The following is a 17,284-nucleotide window of genomic DNA, read 5'->3' as shown; positions in this document are numbered from 1 at the left end:
GGTTTTCTATAGACAAAAAAGCCCCGACAAGGCGTCGGGGCCTGGTACTCGCAAGCAAACCGATAAAGGGAATGCTGCGCGGCAAAGGGCATGAGGGATGCCAGACAGAGCTAATGCCCCGTGCAGGCACAATCTAGGAGGTGGATATCGCGGAGGGAGCCGGTTCCGGGCTCAACGCGTTCTTCATCGCCGCCACCACATCACCATCAACACAATAGTGCTGGAATTCATCCATATCCGTTTCGGAACAAAGCGTAACGCCCAACTTGCGATAACGCATCGGCGATGGCAACCATTGCCCTGCCGAGGTGTGTAATTCCTGAATCCCACTGGCGCGGAATTTGTGCAAGTTGGTCAGCCTGACGCCCGCACCAGCCATGATGATTGGACCACAACTGACCGCATTAAGTTCCCGCAACAGCGTTAACCCATTTTCGGCGCTTTGCTGCTGGCCGGAGGTCAACACGCGGGCAATACCTAAATCCGCCAGCTGATTCAGCGCCAGGCGTGGGTTCAGACACATGTCGAACGCGCGGTGAAATGTGACGGCTAGCCCTTCGCACCGCGCCATAACCTGCCGCATACGCGCCATATCAATATGGCCTTCCTCATCCAGTACGCCTACGACTAATCCTGGAAATCCCATCGACCTGATCTGGTCGATGTCGTACAGCATCGCGGTAAATTCCTGCTGGCTGTAACAAAAATCCCCACCACGCGGGCGAACCATCGGGTGGACAGGAATGGAGATCGTTTCACGTGCCTGTCGTAATACGCCATACCCAGGCGTCAGACCACCTTCACGTTGCGCGGCACAAAGCTCTATCCGATCCGCCCCCGCCTGCTGCGCCGTCAGCGCGCAATCCAGGCTATAGCAGCAGACCTCCAGCATTGGCATACCCGCCTCCCTTATAAAGAAATAACGAAACCGGAAAAAACACGCATTTCCGAAAGCATTGCCCGCTCATCATCAAATGCTGACAAGAGGCACTCCTAATACTGGCACTCCCTTGCCAGCGGCGGGGAGAGGCGTGTCACACTGGCGACAGGATTTGCGCCTGGAATATGACATGCCACACAATTTAAGTAGCTACGCTAACCTACTGACCTGCCAACTGTTCGCTGGCTACGATCTCCTGAATGCGGTAGGGATGAAATTTCAGTGTGACGCGTCCGTTAGTTACTGCCAGCGTTGGATTAGGCAGGCGTTCTGACGCCCCCTGAGGGTGACTGAATTTCAGTTTAATACCGGGAGTGGTCAACGCCGCATCTGGCAGGCAGGCCAATGCACGAGGATGTAACGTCGCCGGATCACCAGGCAATACCAATTCCACGTGCTCCCACCCTTCGTGCGGATAATGCTGACTCCCTGGCCACGGCAGCTCTACGCAATCAATCTGCCACGGCCCCACTGCGAGTGGTTGATGAAGGGTAAACAAACAGATAGGCCGACCGTTGATCATGTTTTCCGACAGCAATGACCCGCAAGCCAGCAGCGCCGTACGCCATTGCTCCGCCGTGCTATTCTGATGACAACGCAGAGAAATGTGGTCGGCCTCAAACGCACCAAGGTCAAGTTCGAGCTGCTGGGCGAGTTGCTGAAGTTCGGTTTCAAAACGGGAAAGGTCATTCATTAAGGAGGGGGGAAGCATCGACGGTAACAAAGCGGTCATTATTTCCTCATTAACCTGAATAAATAGTTTATCCAGTCTAATTTAACATAGACAGAAATAACCTCCATCTTTTTACGAGATAGGTATCATACTGTGCTGGCATTAGCCGGGCATACTTGTCTTTTCATGCCATTATTTGCAACTGTGGACAAACTTCATTTCAATCAAAGAATAATAACAACAAATACTGTTAACAAAATGACAGGAATATAATAAAAAATTACAATACATTGATTTTAAATGAATTTAAAAACCCGATGAGAGTATTCTTAAATATCCTCTGTAACATTGAGAAATAAACAAAAAACGGATAACTTCGAAACTACCCAACCTCCACTAAATGACCAAAGGGCATTTACCATGTTGCTAATAACCTTCTCTATGCTAGTTGTCATTGCCGGTTATTCACTGTTCCGTCATTTTAAAACGATGCAGAGCACGCGACTGAGCACGGACCGTCGGCACAAACGACGTTAAATTTTTATTAATACCCCCTCTCCGCTATTCAGGCTTGCCGGAAAGCCGCGCTTTTAATCTTAAAATTTATTATTGATAATGGCAGCAGTCATCTCGCCGCATTATCAGACGCATTGCTTTATTTTTATTGACGCCCCGCCAGGGGCGCTTGTCATGGTGCTCTGCTGACTACACAGCCCAAATATGGTATAAAGAAAGGCTTGATTCGTCATTTAGGGTAAACCGGTGAATATTCAGGCTCTTCTTTCAGAAAAAGTCCATCAGGCAATGATTGCGGCGGGCGCGCCCGCTGACAGCGAAGCAATGGTTCGCCAGTCAGCAAAAGCGCAATTTGGTGATTATCAGGCAAATGGTATCATGGCGGCCGCCAAGAAATTGGGTATGCCCCCACGCCAGCTTGCCGAGAAAGTTGTACAGACGCTGCAACTGGATGGCATTGCAGCTAAAACGGAAATTGCCGGTCCCGGTTTCATCAATATTTTTCTCGACCCTCAGTGGCTATCCGGCCAGTTGGAACACGCGCTGAGCGCACCGAAGCTGGGCGTTGCCGCCGTTGAACCGCAAACTATCGTTGTGGATTACTCGGCCCCCAACGTGGCTAAAGAGATGCACGTTGGCAACCTGCGCTCGACCATCATTGGTGACGCCGCCGTTCGTACCTTGGAATTCCTCGGTCATCACGTGATTCGCGCTAACCACGTCGGCGACTGGGGCACCCAATTCGGTATGCTGATTGCGCATCTGGAAGATGTGCAAAACGACAACACCAGCGATCTGGAACTGGCGGACCTGGAAGCGTTCTACCGTGAAGCGAAAAAACACTACGACGACGATGCCGTCTTCGCTGAACGCGCCCGCGGTTACGTCGTTAAATTGCAAAGCGGTGATGAGTACTGTCGCTCGATGTGGCGCAAGTTGGTGGATATCACCATGGTCCAGAACCAGCATAGCTATAACCGCCTTAACGTGTCGCTGACCCAGAATGATGTCATGGGCGAAAGCCTCTACAACGCCATGCTGCCGGAAATCGTCGCCGACCTGAAAGCCAAAGGGCTGGCGGTGGAAAGTGAAGGTGCCATCGTAGTCTATCTGGACGAGTACAAAAACAAAGAAGGCGAACCGATGGGTGTCATCATCCAGAAGAAGGATGGCGGCTACCTTTATACCACCACCGATATCGCCTGCGCCAAATACCGTTATGAAAAGCTGGGTGCCAACCGTGTGCTGTACTATATCGACTCCCGCCAGCATCAACACCTGATGCAAGCCTGGAGTATTGTGCGTAAGGCCGGTTATGTACCAGAGTCCGTCAGCCTGGAACATCACATGTTCGGCATGATGCTGGGTAAAGACGGCAAGCCGTTTAAAACTCGTGCGGGCGGTACAATCAAGCTGTCCGAACTGCTGGATGAAGCCTATGAGCGCGCGCTGGCGCTGATTGTCGGCAAAAACCCGGAGATGGATCGCACCGAGCTGGAACAATTGGCTCAGGTCGTCTCGGTAGGTGCGGTCAAATACGCCGACCTGTCGAAAAATCGCACCACCGACTACATCTTCGATTGGGATAACATGCTGGCGTTTGAAGGCAATACCGCGCCCTATATGCAGTATGCCTACACCCGCGTCTCGTCCATCTTTAAACGCGCCGGGGTGGAAGAAGCCAGTCTGACACAGCCGATTACGCTGACCGCTGAGCATGAACAAGCACTGGCGACCCGTCTGTTGCAGTTCGAAGAAACCGTTACCACGGTGGCCCGCGACGGCACGCCGCATGTGATGTGCGCGTACCTGTACGATCTGGCCGGGTTGTTCTCCGGTTTTTACGAAAACTGCCCGATCCTCAACGCTGACAGTGACAGCGCGCGCCAAAGCCGACTCAAACTGGCGTTGCTGACCGCCAAAACACTGAAAACCGGCCTGGATACGCTCGGCATCCAAACCGTCGAGAAGATGTAACCCACCACGCCTACATCGCACTAAAAAAGCCAGTCAGTTAAACAACTGACTGGCTTTTTTCTACCCGCACCGCTCAAACGTCATCCATTCAGGTGCAATCAAGCCTCCGGAATAAAGGCATCAAATACTACGGCGGGAGAAGTCCTTCGGGCGAAAACCCAGCAAGGCTAGCATGGCAAAATAACTGCTGGCACCGGCAACAACCACTGCTGACAAGCGCAACAACCGTAAGGTCATGTTGCCCTGATCCCACGGCGGCATCCACAGGCACAAGGCGACCAGAACCAGCGACATCACAATGACCGCAACCACCAGCTTGCTTAGAAACGCGGTCCACCCCTGCTGGGGCTCAAAAATACGCTGACGACGCAACTGCCAGAATAACAACCCGGCGTTGATACAGGACGCAAGACCAATCGACAGCGACAACCCGGCATGTTGCAGCGGGCCGATGAATATCAGGTTCATCAGTTGGGTCATCACCAGCGTTGCCAGACCGATTTTCACCGGCGTTTTAATATCCTGCCGCGCGTAAAACCCCGGCACCAGCACCTTTACCAGAATCAGCCCCATCAACCCAATCGAGTAAGCGACCAGCGCACGTTGCGTCATCAACGCGTCGAAAGCGCTGAATTTACCGTATTGAAACAATGCCACGGTCAGCGGCTTCGCCAGCAGCCCCAGCGCGACCGTAGCGGGCAACGCCAGCAGAAAACAGAGCCGCAGCCCCCAATCCAGCAGCCGGGAATACTCTTGCTGATCACCACTGGCGACACTTTTCGACAGCGACGGCAGCAGAATTGTCCCCAGCGCCACGCCCAGCACGCCGGAGGGAAACTCCATCAGCCGGTCGGCGTAGTACATCCAGGATACGGCCCCCTGGCTGAGGAACGACGCAAAAATGGTATTGATGATCAGTGAAATCTGGCTGACCGACACACCGAGGATCGCCGGTGCCATCAGCTTCATCACCCGGCTGACACTGGGGTCACGGAACTTGATGCGTGGCAACACCAGCATACCGATCTTCTTCAGGTGCGGCAGTTGGTAGCCCAATTGCAGCACGCCGCCTACCACCACCGCCCAACCCAGCGCCATCACCGGCGGATTAAACCAACGAGCCGCCAGCAACGAAAAACCAATCATGCTAATGTTCAGTAACGTCGGCGCAAACGCGGGCACCGAAAAACGGTTCCAGGTATTCAGCACCGACCCCGCCATTGATGTGAGCGAAATCAGCAAAATATAGGGAAAGGTAATTCGCAACAGCGCCGACGTCAGCTCAAAGCGTTCCGGTGTTGAAGCAAACCCCGGAGCCGTCACCATAATCACCCAGGGCGCGGCCAGCATCCCGGCCACCGTCACCAGCGCCAATACCAGCGTCAACATCCCGGATACATAGGCCAGGAAGGTGCGCGTCGCCTCCTCGCCCTGCTGGCTCTTGTACTCCGCCAGGATGGGCACAAACGCTTGTGAAAACGCGCCTTCGGCAAAAATACGCCGCAACAGATTCGGCAATTTGAACGCCACAAAAAACGCGTCGGTCGCCATACCGGCACCGAACACGCGGGCGACAAGCGCATCACGCACAAACCCCAGTACACGAGAAAGCATGGTCATGGAACTGACCGCAGCCAGTGATTTCAGTAGATTCATTCGATTATTCTGACTATGGGAAAGAGAGAGATGGCGGGGAAAATCGGCTCGCCCACCATGCCCACGGCGGCCAAACCGCCCGCGATGCCCGAGCCGATAACAGAAGTACTGGGTCTGGACTGTAACGCCGCCGCAGCTATCGCGGCACACAGCCTAGTCGATTGCACCGCCAATAGCCACACGGATACCTGATGGTCGCCGCTTTTTTCAGCGTTTTCTCAACAACATCTCGATCACCCGTTGCGCGTGCAACGCCTGATCGCCGGAGGTTAACGGCGGCGTGTGCGCAACCACCGCGTCAATAAAATGCCGCACCGCGCCTGCAAAACCACGCTGTTCCAACGTACTCTGCCAGGACGGCGCCGGATGCAGCGACACCGTGCCGCCGCGCTCTTCACGCCACTCCCGCAGGTTATCCACCTGATACCAGCCGCCATCATTGACGCATTGCACACTTTCGCGCTGACTACCGGCTTGACGATGCATACTGGTGGTAATCACGCCATGATCCGTCTGGAACTGGTGTTCGGCATAAATCAGTTGCCCTTGCGGGTTGCAACGTAGCACGCCACCACACAACGCGGCCGGTGCGTCCGCCAGCCACAAGGCGGTGTCTACCACGTGCAGATAATCATCCAACAACGTAAACGCCAGCGGATGTGGCCCGATATTATCGATGCGGTGTTTTTCCACGCGCAGGCTGTCAGGCAAAGGCCGCAGTTGCCGGAGCCGTTGATAAAGCGGCGCAAAACGACGGTTGAACCCCACCATCAACAGCAGATTACGGCTGGCCGCCAACGCCACCAGCGCTTCCGCCTGGGCCAGCGTTTCCGCCAGCGGCTTGTCCACATAGACGTGTTTGCCTGCCAGTAGCAACGCTTTGACAACCTCGTAATGACTGGCGGTACTGCTGTGCACAAACACCGCATCACACTGGCTGCTCAACGCCTCCAAAGAGGAAAAGCAAGGCATACGATACTGCTGACACAGCGGTCGGGCCCGTTCCTGCCCCGGCGACCAGGCACCCACCAGTTGCCAGTGCTCGGCGTGTGACAAGATAGGCAAATAGGCTTTGCGGGCAATGTCGCCCAACCCGGCGACACCGATACGTAATGATTTCATGCTCTCGCTCCCGGTAACAGTTGCACCAGGCTGCCGTCAGGCAAGGCGCGCCTGTAAATCGGCTAACTGCGCCCGTAACTCGGCGACCTCGTTTTCCAGTGCGCAAACCCGTGCGGCCAGCCCGCCTTCAGCAGGCTCATCGACAGGTTCAGAGGGCGTAACATCCGCTACCTCACCGCTGAACAGATGCATGAATCGGCTTTCACGCTTGCCCGGCTCCCGTGCCAGTCTCGCCACAAACGGCCCGTCCTCGCGCTGTTGCAGTTGCTGCAACACATTTTCCACCTCCTCCATATCGGCAAAGTCATGTAAGCGAGCAGCTCGGGTACGAAGCTCGCCCGGCGTCTGTGCACCGCGCAGCAGCAACGTCGTCACCAGCGCCACTTCGGCTGTCGAAAACTTCAGGTCGCCGAATTCGGAGTTGCAGAAACGGTGTTCATACTTCATTACCCGGTTGCCAAAACCGCTGACCGTGCGCAGAAAATGCCGCTTGACCAACAGGTCCAGCGTTTGCTGCACCTCACTTTCGGTCAGGTCCATCACCGGCTCGCGGTTGGTTTTCTGATTACAGGCGGCGGTCAAGCCGTTCAGGGACATCGGGTACTGTTCTGGGGTGGTCACCTGTTTTTCCAGTAGGCACCCGATTATCCGCGCTTCGCGGGGCGTCAGTTGGTATTTCATGGCTCATCCTCATTAACCGTATGCTCAGCGCATCGGCGTCCATTCATTATTGGTCAGGGCGGTCAGCACGTGGTCCTGCCACTTGCCGTCGATCAACAGGTAGTTTTTGGCATAACCTTCCTTTTCAAACCCGAGCCGGGCCAGTAGGTTGCCGCTGCGCTGATTGTGCGGCATATAATTAGCCATGATGCGATGCATATGTTGCTGACGCTGCATGTAGCGCAGCGCCGACTGCAACGCCTCATACATCATCCCTTGCCCTTGCCATTTTTCACCCAGCGAATAGCCAAGGTAACAGGCGTGAAAAGAACCGCGCAGCACGTTGCTGAAGTTGGCGACACCCCGCACTTCGTTTTCATCCGGGTCCAGCAGCAAAAAATAGTAAGCGCTACCCTGCTTGTGCATATCGCAGATCACGCTCAGTCTCGCCTGCCAGCCAGAAGGGTAACAGTGGCTGGCGTCGCGTACCGGCTCCCAGGGTTTCAAAAAATCACGGTTTTCCGCGTAATACTCAGCCAGACGCCAGGCATCGCGTTCGTGCGCCAGACGGACCACCAGCCGATCCGTGGTCAGACGGACCCTGGGTGTCGTTGAGCGATAGCCAAACATGCCTTCCCCCTCAGGTGACGGATTGTCGATGAATAAATTTTATTGATGCGGTCAACGCCGACTCGACGGCCGCCTATCAGGATAAATCACCAATAGCGCTTACTATAACCACATAAATTCCATAGCGTAAAATCATGACCGCCGAGTTATTGCACAATCGACACGTCATACTGATTTTTTTTCTCAAACTGCCCGTCAGATAACAATTGAACGATAAAAAAATTTATTAGCAGGATCCCCTATCGCAAAAGCTCGATCGGCGAGAGAATAAACAGGTTGCATCCTTTCTTCTTTTCCTCGTGGTGAAACATGTCATTGATGACGCAGGCCCGCAGCCTGGGTAAATATTTTCTACTGCTGGATAACATGCTGGTGGTATTGGGTTTTTTCGTGGTATTTCCGTTGATTTCCATTCGTTTTGTCGACCAGATGGGCTGGGCGGCGCTGACGGTCGGGATAGCACTTGGCCTGCGTCAATTCACTCAGCAAGGGCTCGGCATTTTTGGCGGTGCCATCGCTGACCGCTTCGGTGCCAAGCCGATGATCGTCACCGGTATGTTACTGCGCGCCTCCGGTTTCGTGTTCATGGCGCTGGCGACAACACCACTGATGCTGATGCTCTCCTGCGTGCTATCGGCACTGGGCGGCACGCTGTTTGAACCCCCACGTAACGCGATGGTCATCAAACTGACCCGGCCACATGAGCGCAGCCGCTTTTTTTCGCTGTTAATGATGCAGGATAACGCTGGTGCGGTGATCGGTGCGCTGATCGGTAGCTGGCTGATGCAGTACAACTTCTCGGTGGTGTGCTGGGCAGGCGCAGCAGTCTTCGTGCTGGCGGCGGCATTGAACGCCCTGCTGCTGCCCGCCTACCGCATTTCCACCATTCGCACGCCGATTCGTGAAGGAATGATGCGGGTAATGCGTGATCGTCGCTTTGTCGTCTACGTACTGACGCTGACCGGTTACTTCATGCTGGGCGTACAGGTACTGTTGATGATGCCGATCATGGTGAACGAGCTGGCGGGAACACCATCGGCGGTGAAATGGATGTACGCCATTGAAGCCACGTTATCGCTAACGCTGTTGTACCCCATCGCTCGCTGGAGCGAAAAACGCTTCCGCCTGGAACAGCGGCTGATGTTCGGGTTATTCATCATGACCCTGAGCCTGATTCCGATGGGTATGGTCACCAGCCTGCAATGGCTGCTGAGTTTGATCGGGCTATTTTACATTGGTTCCATCATCGCCGAACCGGCACGGGAAACGCTGGGCGCATCACTGGCCGACGCCCGCGCCCGCGGCAGCTATATGGGGTTCAGCCGCATGGGCCTGGCGCTGGGCGGCGCACTCGGCTACAGCGGTGGTGGCTGGTTGTTCGATACCGGAAAAGCGCTCGGCCAACCGGCCTTACCCTGGTGCATGTTGGGCATCATCGGCATGTTGACCCTGGCGACACTGTATTGGCAGTTCCACCTAAAACGTATCGAACCCGCCATGCTGAGCGAGCACTGATCCTTTTTTCCTGTCATCCCACGGGGCGCTATCACCGCCCCGCTTTTATCTTCGATTTCCAACGATTGCGGCGTGCCTTGCTACAACGTAGATTGCTCATGGACGAGCCCGCACTGAGCATGGATAATTCCGCACGACATCATGATCACGGTAGCGTCTGATACGACGCCACTCAACCCAAGGAGTTCCGGTATGAAACTGTTTGTCTATGAGCATTGTCCTTTCTGCGTGAAGGCACGCATGATTTTCGGCCTGAAGCAGTTGCCGGTGGAATTACGCGTATTGTCCAACGAGGACGAAGCCACGCCGATTTCGATGGTGGGTCAGAAAATGGTGCCGATTCTGCAAAAAGATGACGGCAGCTATATGCCGGAAAGTCTGGATATCGTGAAATACGTCGACGCCCTGGACGGCAAACCGGTGCTGACCGGCCCTGTCAACCCGGCCATCGACGCCTGGATCCGCAAGGTATATGAATACGCGCCGCGCCTGCTGATTCCGCGTTTCTCCCGTGCCGACTTTGAAGAGTTCGCCACTGACGCCGGTCGTAACTACTTTATTCACAAAAAAGAGGGGCAAATCGGCAGCTTCGATGAGCACTTCAACCAGACGACCACCTTGATTAGCCAACTGGAAGGTGACCTGCAAGCACTGGTGCCGCTGATTGTTGCGCCACAGGCGTGCAACGGTACGCTGTCGCTGGATGACATCAATCTGTTCGCTCTGCTGCGCTCACTGACCATCGTCGCTGATGTCAATGTCCCACCGGCCGTTGCGGCCTACTGCAACACGCTGTCCCAGAATGCCGATATCGATTTGCTGATCGAGCAGGCGCAATAACCCTTGTGCCGCTGTCACTGTTGGCTGACGGTGGCGTTTAGGCCTATTCCGATTGGCGATATTACCGGAATAACGCACCCTGCCGACATTCCTCGCCCGGCGAGGGAAATTATGTAGAACAAGAGGTTATAACAATGAAAAAATCGGGACTGGCCGCTCTGGCGTTGTTGGGAACACTGCTGGTAAGCGGTTGCAACCAGTTAGCGCAATACAGCCTGAGCGAGCAGGAAATCAATCAGTATTTACAACAGCATAATGACTACCAGAAGCAACTGGGCGTTCCCGGCGTGCTGGATGCACAAATTACGCTGACCGAACTGACCAGCCAGATTGGCCGTGCAGAGCCCGGCAAAGTGACGCTGAGCGGCAACGCCAAGGTCGATATCAGCTCATTGCTGGGTAAACAGCAGGCCGACATGAAACTGACGCTGAAAGCCCAGCCGGTGTTCAACAAGGACCAGGGCGCCATCTATCTGAAAGACATGGAACTGGTGGATTACAGTGTGCAACCGGAGAAATTACAAACGGTGTTGCAAACGCTGACGCCCTACCTGAATCAGTCGCTGAAAAGCTACTTTGACCAGAAACCCGCTTACGTGCTGAACCCTGAGCACAGCAACAAAGAAGCACTGGCGAAGAAACTGGCCAAAGGCATCGAAGTGAAACCCGGTCAACTGGTGATCATGTTGACCGACTAATGTTGACCAATAAGAAACAAACGGGTGGCATTCGCCACCTGCTTTTTACTGTTCAGACGCCTCGTCATCCGGCTCTTCGTCGTCTTCCGCCAGCTCATCCCGCATTGCTTCCAGCGCTTCACGGCAAATGATCGCCAGCGTGCGATAAAACGCGGTAGTGGCATGGCTTTCCACCTTACCCAGAAAACGATCACTCCACGTCAGCAGATAACGGTCAAAAAATGCCGACTGCGCGGCGATTTCGTCTTCCTGAGCTTGATCTTCCAGCCAGGACGCCGCTAGCAACAAAGCACCGAAATGGTCCACGGGGGCATCGCCCAACGGCATACCACGCTGTTGTAAAAACGCACGCACGTCGGCCTCTTGTTCTGCCGGGTCCCAACTGGAACGATGCGGCGGCACCGACGGCTGCGCGCCAAATAATGCGTCATAATCCGCGCTCATCGCCGACAAATCAACGCTGCGTTGCCAGCGCGCCATCAGTTCATCCTGCGCCAGCGGCCATTGTTGCGCCAGCTTGCCTTGCGCAATCAGATTAAAGAGCGGAGCCAACAGCGGATCCTGCGGCGGGCGGTTAAACAGCGTGCCGAGAATACGGCACACGACGGAAAATTCGTTCATTTTATCAACCTGTAAAAAGACATAACAGCGTGTTTAGGTGACAACGTCACAAATCCGCAAACTCCGGAATCGCGGGCTTACCGCGCAGTTCCAGAAAATCCAGCACCCGGCGCGGGCTGACATTCAACACGCGATCCTGCGGAAAATCAACGTCCCGCATGATACGTTCACAATGCGGAAATTCACCCAGCGCCCAGGCGATATGCGAATCCGACCCCAGCGCCAGATAACCGCCAGCATCGCGCACCGCTTCAGCAACCGCACGGCAATTCGCCTCGCTCCCCTTACGGGAATGGGTAAAAGACGAATTATTCAGTTCCAGCGCCACATTATATTTGGCAGCAGCTTGCGCCACCGCACGGATATTGATCGGGAACTTCGGGTTGCCGGGATGACTAATGATATGCACCGAGCCTTGTGCCATCGCAGCAATCATCGCTTCGGTATGGGTATCGCGGTCCTGCGGAGGAAACACCGGCTCGTGGAAACCGGCGATAATCAGGTCCATGCAGTCCAGCATCGGCCCGGTACAATCAATATCGCCCGCCAGATTCTTGATGTTGGCTTCAATGCCACGCAGGATGCCGATACCGTCCACAACGCGCGGCCAGACGCGCATATTGATGAAGTGCCAGTAATGCGGTGCATCCGCCATATCCGGGCCGTGATCGGTAATCGCAAACAGGCGGATCTGTTTGGCTTTGGCTTCAGCCACGTAGTCATGCAGGGTGCTGTAGGCGTGGGTACTGGCGACGGTGTGCATGTGTAAATCGACGGGATACATGGTTTCTCCTGACTCGGCATTGATAAGCCAGCATAGCATTTATCCCGCACCGACACAGCCGAGGCGTCGGCACGACAAGCGCAAATTAACAGAACTGAAACATACGCCGCCGCGTTGCACGCCCGAACCCGCGGTCAACAACACGAACTGGCGAGTAAAGCAGCATATTGCGCTAAGTTTGGCTAAACGCACGTTTTTATGAAAGAAGTGTGTTGACGCTGCTGCGGATTTTCCCTAGAGTAGCGCCCCGTTGCCCCTGACGGCGACGATCCGGTGAGGTGTCCGAGTGGCTGAAGGAGCACGCCTGGAAAGTGTGTATACGTGAAAACGTATCGAGGGTTCGAATCCCTCCCTCACCGCCAGATTAAAAACAAAAACCCCAGACTTTCGTCTGGGGTTTTTGTTTTTAACCGGTGACGGGACGGATGAGAAGCCTCGACAGGGTTCGACAAAACGGCTTGCCGTTTTGGACCGCCGCAGGCGGCCCGCAGGGCGAGCGCAACGCGCGAGTCAATCCCGACCGGGCTAACTCGACAGAGTTCCTCCAGACCAAATCATCAACGAATCAAAGCAAAACATTGAGTTACTCGAAGTTAGTGATGAACCAAAACAAATAGCTGCCGCAGGGTAATAATCACCGCTATCCTGACCAAACAATATCTTTTGCCAAAAATAAGAATTTGATATACCATAAAAAATTAAATATCATAGCAGGCACTAAAGAATCCCTGTTGATTATTTATTTCTAAATAAGAGAGGCAGTGTTATATATATTATCACTCTCTCACTATATTTTTTGAAAAATAAAAGTCACTCCAGAAATTGACAATATAAATTTATTTTACTAATCAAATCTTTTATCTCCATAAATAAAGATGAGCACTATTAAGCTAATTGTAAAAAAGCAGCCCACTCTTAGACAAAATATATTAACCCAGTTAAAGCTATAGGTATCCTTATGAATTTCTATGTTGAGCCGGTGTACTTAAACGAAAAAATGGTTCTAAATTGTGCCGCATACGTATTTAAAGGCGTTGCAATGGAAACTGAAGTTTCGGAAGGGGACACATCAAAGAAGAAAAGTAACCTTAACCTTGGATTCAAATTTCTACAAGACCTTTTATCACCAATTTCTGTATCCGCAGATCTGCAGAAAGAGAAAGTAATAGCAACAAAAACTGCAAGGCGCTATACACTTGGTGGACTACATATGTCTTTAATTGATGCACTCAGCGAAAGTAAACATTTGGAAAGACCTCAAGACTTAGCATCAGTGAACAGTTATGAACATTATGTAGAGATGAACGTTATTCTTAAACCGATTGACTTTTATTCAATCATCGAATCTTTGAAAGTTGCATCCCCCCTGATTTTTCAGTTACTTCAAAACTTTGGTGACAAGTTCAATCCTAAAGTATTTACCAAAACCATGAAGATTGAACTCGTAAAATACGAGCAGCTAATTACCAACGTCCTGTCTGAATTAGAGAATGACTATCTGAAATCCGGGCAGCTTGAAATGATAATGGTAGAACCACAAACAGGTAGACAAATCGGGGTTGTTGATATCGATGTAAACGATATGGAGCCACTTTCTGTTAAAGCTAAGCTTACTGACGGAAAATTTAAGGTCATCGGCCGAATATCCAGACACGTGAATGAGAAAGAAAGTATCAGCCTTGTTCAAAGAACAGTATTGTCATCTGCTTTACAGATTGTAGAGAAACTCGTCGCAGTGAGTAGTAGTATCGAGAAATATAGGGAAAATATGGGGGAAGCTCGTCAGATCGCTCAGCAAATTTGTCAACTCTCATTGCCAGGGCCTGCTGTTCGAATTATGGCTATGTCTATTTGTATTTAGCATACTATGGAATTGATTATAGACATAAACTCACTATTATCAGTCACAACAAGGTAAATTCAGCAACAATTATACACCTGTCTTCCGCCACGATAACGCGATGGGGTGATTCCGGCAATATGTATTATTACCGAGCCTAAGCCCGAACCACACTCACCCCCGCCTGTACAAAAGGCGCGGTCACTTCATCGGGCACCGTAGATTCCACAATCAGCGTGCTGGCCATGGTGAGTTCGCCAATCGCATAGCGGGAGGCGACATTCAGCTTATCCTGCGTCGCCATGACCACCGTTTCCGCCGCGCGCGCCGCCAGCGCCCGTTTGATATACGCTTCTTCCAGATCGCCGGTGCTGAACCCCGCTTGCGGATGTACGCCGGTCACGCCCATAAAAAAGACATCGGCGCGGATCGTTGCCAATGCTTCCACCGCCGCAGCACCTACCGCGACCAGTGAATGCTTGTAAAGGCGACCCCCAATCAACACCACCTCAATGCCGGGATGGTTTACCAGCGCCACCGCCACGCTCGGGCTGTGGGTCACCACCGTAGCGGCCAGCGAAAGCGGCAGAGATTTCACCAGCTCGCCGCTGGTGGTGCCGCCGTCGATCATCACCACCTGCCCCGGCAGAATCATGGCGGCCGCAGCCCGCGCCAGCTGATGCTTGGCACCTGTCGCCATTCGGCTGCGCGCTTCAAAGCTGACCACCGTGCCCGACGCAGGCAGCGCGCCGCCGTGTACCCGCTGCAATCGGCCCTCGCTGGCCAGCTCCCGCAAATCACGCCGGATGGTATCTTCCGATACGCCAAATGCCTCGCTCAATTGTTTCGCCAGCACCTGCCCTTCGGCGGCCAGTTGTTCCAGAATTCGCTGTTTACGCTGCGTGGTCAGCATGGTGTTCTCCGAATAAGTCCGTGGCATCACTCCTTTTACTTGAAACTGCCTGTTTTTGCACGCCTCATCGTTATTTTCGGTATTTTCCGCGCGATAAACTGCACGAAATCGCATGATATTATTTGATAGTGCACGAAAAGTTACGCTAGGATAACTGCTCACTACTTGTTCAGGAGAGTCATGATGCTTGCCACACAAGAACGGATACGCATTATCGACAGTGTTGTATTGGCTAACGACTGGTATTTGCTGAAAAAAACCACCTTTGACTTTCTGCGCCGGGATGGCACCTGGCAACGGCAGAGCCGGGAAACCTATGATCGCGGCAACGGTGCTGTCATCCTGCTATACCATCGCCAAAAACAGACGCTACTGCTGACTCGCCAGTTTCGCTTCCCCGTGTTTGTCAACGGACACGATGGAATGCTGATTGAAGCCGCCGCCGGTTTGCTCGACCACGCAGAACCCGAGGTGCGCATTCGCGCCGAAGCAGAAGAGGAAACCGGCTACCGGGTATGTAATGTCCGTAAGGTGATGGAGTCGTACATGAGCCCCGGTTCAGTAACGGAAAAGCTCTATTTCTTTCTGGGCGAATACGATGACCATTCCCGTATCAGCACGGGGGGCGGCGTGAAGGATGAGGGCGAAGACGTCGAAACACTGGAAATGACTCTGCCGCAGGCATTGGCGGCGATTGATGATGGCACCATTATGGACGCCAAAACCATCATGCTGGTGCAATACGTCGCATTGCATCGCTGCCTGCCGTTCGACGGCACAAAGCGTTAATGCCAATTTACTGAAATTTGATAAGTTTTTCGGCGAGTGTAATCACTCGCCGCTCCCCTGAATATACCCAAAATAATTCGAGTTGCAGGACAACACGCTCGCGTGTTGAACAACGCAACGCGTTGGCCCTTTAGGGCAAGGCTCAGAATGAGCCTTGTAATGCGGCGACGCAGAGAATCCCCAGGAGCTTACTCAGGTAAGTGACTAGGGTGAGCGAGGAAAGCCAACGCATCTGCAACTTGAAGTATGACGGGTATATAATCCTGAACGTAATAGTGGATGACTGAATCATCATGATGAAACTGTATTACTCCCCCGGTGCCTGCTCCATGGCTTCTCATATCATTCTGCACGAATCTGGACTGCCGTTTACCGCACTCCCCGTGAACCTTGCCACGCATACGCTGGAAGACGGCACCGATTACTACCACATCCATGCCGCCGGGCAAGTGCCGTTACTGGAGCTGGAAAACGGTGCTCGCCTGAGTGAAGGCGTCGCCATCCTGCAATATCTGGCTGATCAGGCTCCTGCCAAGGCACTGGCACCGGAGAATGGCACGTTGGGCCGCTACCAGTTGCAAGAAGCCCTGAACTTCATCAGTTCCGAACTGCACAAATCCTTCTCGCCGCTCTTTCGCCCGAATACGCACGAAAGTACGCAGGCCACGGCGCGTGAGCGTCTGCACACCCTGTTTAACCGAATTAACCAACGCCTGAGCACGCAGCCCTGGTTTTGCGGCGACAGTTTCAGTGTAGCGGACGCCTACCTGTTCACCGTGACGCGCTGGGCTGGTTACGTCGGTATTGATCTGACCGCTCTGAACGCGCTTAACGCCTATATGGCGCGCATCGCCGAACGCCCCGCAGTAAAAGCGACACTGGCAGCGGAACACCGCGACTAATGCTTATTCATGTGCGCGTATCGCGCACATGTTCTTTTCTTCACCCAACGGCGAAAAATAATAATTAGCTAAAGAATTACTTGTCATTCTTATTTATTTCGTCTCGATTATTACACGGCTTTGTTTTTTAGAAAGGCAGTCCATTGCACATTTTCTCTTACATTCGCAGCTCGCTAACCCATTAATTAAAAATACTTTTTTAATAAAA

Annotated in this window: 17 protein-coding genes and 1 tRNA gene; 9 read left to right on the top strand and 9 right to left on the bottom strand. The window is 53.2% G+C overall.

Translation table 11 applies throughout. The annotated features are described in order from the left end of the window. Window positions 1–133: 133 nt before the first annotated feature. The gene (gene cutC / locus OB87_RS05695; protein ID WP_033568457.1) at window positions 134–898 is read right to left on the bottom strand and encodes a copper homeostasis protein CutC; all 765 of its coding nucleotides are present in this window, start codon (window positions 896–898) and stop codon (window positions 134–136) included. A 202-nt stretch (window positions 899–1,100) separates the two neighbouring features. Next, window positions 1,101–1,673 (bottom strand): VOC family protein, encoded by a 573-nt coding sequence (locus OB87_RS05690; protein ID WP_033568456.1) that lies wholly within the window; start codon window positions 1,671–1,673, stop codon window positions 1,101–1,103. A 702-nt stretch (window positions 1,674–2,375) separates the two neighbouring features. Here OB87_RS05690 and argS point away from each other — a divergent pair. Next, a complete protein-coding gene (argS, locus tag OB87_RS05685; RefSeq protein WP_033568455.1) occupies window positions 2,376–4,106 on the top strand; it encodes an arginine--tRNA ligase in 1,731 nt (576 codons plus the stop codon). A 120-nt stretch (window positions 4,107–4,226) separates the two neighbouring features. On the opposite strand, the gene murJ is transcribed toward argS, so the two are convergent. Further along, entirely contained in the window at window positions 4,227–5,762 is a 1,536-nt protein-coding gene (gene murJ, locus OB87_RS05680; RefSeq protein WP_033568454.1) for a murein biosynthesis integral membrane protein MurJ, read from the bottom strand. Between the two features lie 30 nt (window positions 5,763–5,792). Here murJ and OB87_RS20820 point away from each other — a divergent pair, with 30 nt between their 5' ends. Beyond that, a complete protein-coding gene (locus OB87_RS20820) occupies window positions 5,793–5,954 on the top strand; it encodes a hypothetical protein (protein WP_161783611.1) in 162 nt (53 codons plus the stop codon). A gap of 15 nt (window positions 5,955–5,969) precedes the next feature. Here the strand turns inward: OB87_RS20820 and OB87_RS05675 are convergent, their stop codons facing one another. The 3 genes from OB87_RS05675 to rimJ are packed head-to-tail and all read right to left on the bottom strand — an operon-like array spanning window position 5,970 to window position 8,174. Then, complete coding sequence (locus OB87_RS05675; RefSeq protein ID WP_033568453.1) at window positions 5,970–6,884, bottom strand: Gfo/Idh/MocA family protein; 915 nt, start codon at window positions 6,882–6,884, stop codon at window positions 5,970–5,972. Between the two features lie 36 nt (window positions 6,885–6,920). Continuing rightward, window positions 6,921–7,565 (bottom strand): YceH family protein, encoded by a 645-nt coding sequence (locus OB87_RS05670; protein WP_033568452.1) that lies wholly within the window; start codon window positions 7,563–7,565, stop codon window positions 6,921–6,923. A 24-nt stretch (window positions 7,566–7,589) separates the two neighbouring features. Beyond that, window positions 7,590–8,174 carry a ribosomal protein S5-alanine N-acetyltransferase gene (gene rimJ / locus OB87_RS05665; protein ID WP_033568451.1) on the bottom strand — a complete coding sequence of 195 codons (585 nt, stop codon included), beginning with the start codon at window positions 8,172–8,174 and terminating at the stop codon, window positions 7,590–7,592. A gap of 309 nt (window positions 8,175–8,483) precedes the next feature. Here rimJ and mdtH point away from each other — a divergent pair, with 309 nt between their 5' ends. The 3 genes from mdtH to OB87_RS05650 all read left to right on the top strand — a co-directional run bounded on the left by mdtH (window position 8,484) and on the right by OB87_RS05650 (window position 11,227). Continuing rightward, window positions 8,484–9,689, top strand: a complete 1,206-nt coding sequence (gene mdtH, locus OB87_RS05660; RefSeq protein ID WP_033568450.1) for a multidrug efflux MFS transporter MdtH — start codon at window positions 8,484–8,486, stop codon at window positions 9,687–9,689. A 192-nt stretch (window positions 9,690–9,881) separates the two neighbouring features. After that, window positions 9,882–10,529, top strand: coding sequence for a glutaredoxin 2 (grxB, locus tag OB87_RS05655; protein WP_033568449.1), 648 nt, complete (start codon window positions 9,882–9,884; stop codon window positions 10,527–10,529). Between the two features lie 134 nt (window positions 10,530–10,663). Continuing rightward, window positions 10,664–11,227 (top strand): lipoprotein, encoded by a 564-nt coding sequence (locus OB87_RS05650; RefSeq protein ID WP_033568448.1) that lies wholly within the window; start codon window positions 10,664–10,666, stop codon window positions 11,225–11,227. 45 nt (window positions 11,228–11,272) lie between these two features. Here the strand turns inward: OB87_RS05650 and OB87_RS05645 are convergent, their stop codons facing one another. Together OB87_RS05645 and OB87_RS05640 are read right to left on the bottom strand one after the other, a co-directional pair. Beyond that, window positions 11,273–11,848: a TorD/DmsD family molecular chaperone gene (locus OB87_RS05645; RefSeq protein WP_033568447.1), complete on the bottom strand. Its 576-nt coding sequence runs from the start codon at window positions 11,846–11,848 to the stop codon at window positions 11,273–11,275. Between the two features lie 46 nt (window positions 11,849–11,894). Beyond that, on the bottom strand, window positions 11,895–12,632 hold the full coding sequence (locus OB87_RS05640) for a phosphatase (protein ID WP_033568446.1): 738 nt from the start codon (window positions 12,630–12,632) through the stop codon (window positions 11,895–11,897). A gap of 272 nt (window positions 12,633–12,904) precedes the next feature. Between OB87_RS05640 and OB87_RS05635 the strand changes: the two genes are divergently transcribed. Continuing rightward, window positions 12,905–12,994: transfer RNA gene (locus tag OB87_RS05635), tRNA-Ser, on the top strand. Between the two features lie 596 nt (window positions 12,995–13,590). Further along, window positions 13,591–14,493, top strand: a complete 903-nt coding sequence (locus OB87_RS05630; RefSeq protein WP_033568445.1) for a DUF6414 family protein — start codon at window positions 13,591–13,593, stop codon at window positions 14,491–14,493. Between the two features lie 136 nt (window positions 14,494–14,629). Here the strand turns inward: OB87_RS05630 and OB87_RS05625 are convergent, their stop codons facing one another. Next, window positions 14,630–15,385 carry a DeoR/GlpR family DNA-binding transcription regulator gene (locus tag OB87_RS05625; RefSeq protein ID WP_033568444.1) on the bottom strand — a complete coding sequence of 252 codons (756 nt, stop codon included), beginning with the start codon at window positions 15,383–15,385 and terminating at the stop codon, window positions 14,630–14,632. Window positions 15,386–15,568: 183 nt separating this feature from the next. On the opposite strand from OB87_RS05625, the gene OB87_RS05620 reads away from it, so the two are divergent. Together OB87_RS05620 and gstA are read left to right on the top strand one after the other, a co-directional pair. Then, window positions 15,569–16,174: an NUDIX domain-containing protein gene (locus OB87_RS05620; RefSeq protein ID WP_033568443.1), complete on the top strand. Its 606-nt coding sequence runs from the start codon at window positions 15,569–15,571 to the stop codon at window positions 16,172–16,174. A gap of 296 nt (window positions 16,175–16,470) precedes the next feature. Beyond that, window positions 16,471–17,076 carry a glutathione transferase GstA gene (gene gstA / locus OB87_RS05615; RefSeq protein WP_033568479.1) on the top strand — a complete coding sequence of 202 codons (606 nt, stop codon included), beginning with the start codon at window positions 16,471–16,473 and terminating at the stop codon, window positions 17,074–17,076. Window positions 17,077–17,284 lie beyond the last annotated feature (208 nt).

It is taken from the genome of Dickeya undicola, from assembly GCF_000784735.1.
Taxonomy (GTDB): Bacteria; Pseudomonadota; Gammaproteobacteria; order Enterobacterales; family Enterobacteriaceae; genus Dickeya; species Dickeya undicola.
This window is presented reverse-complemented; position numbering and strand designations above follow the sequence as displayed.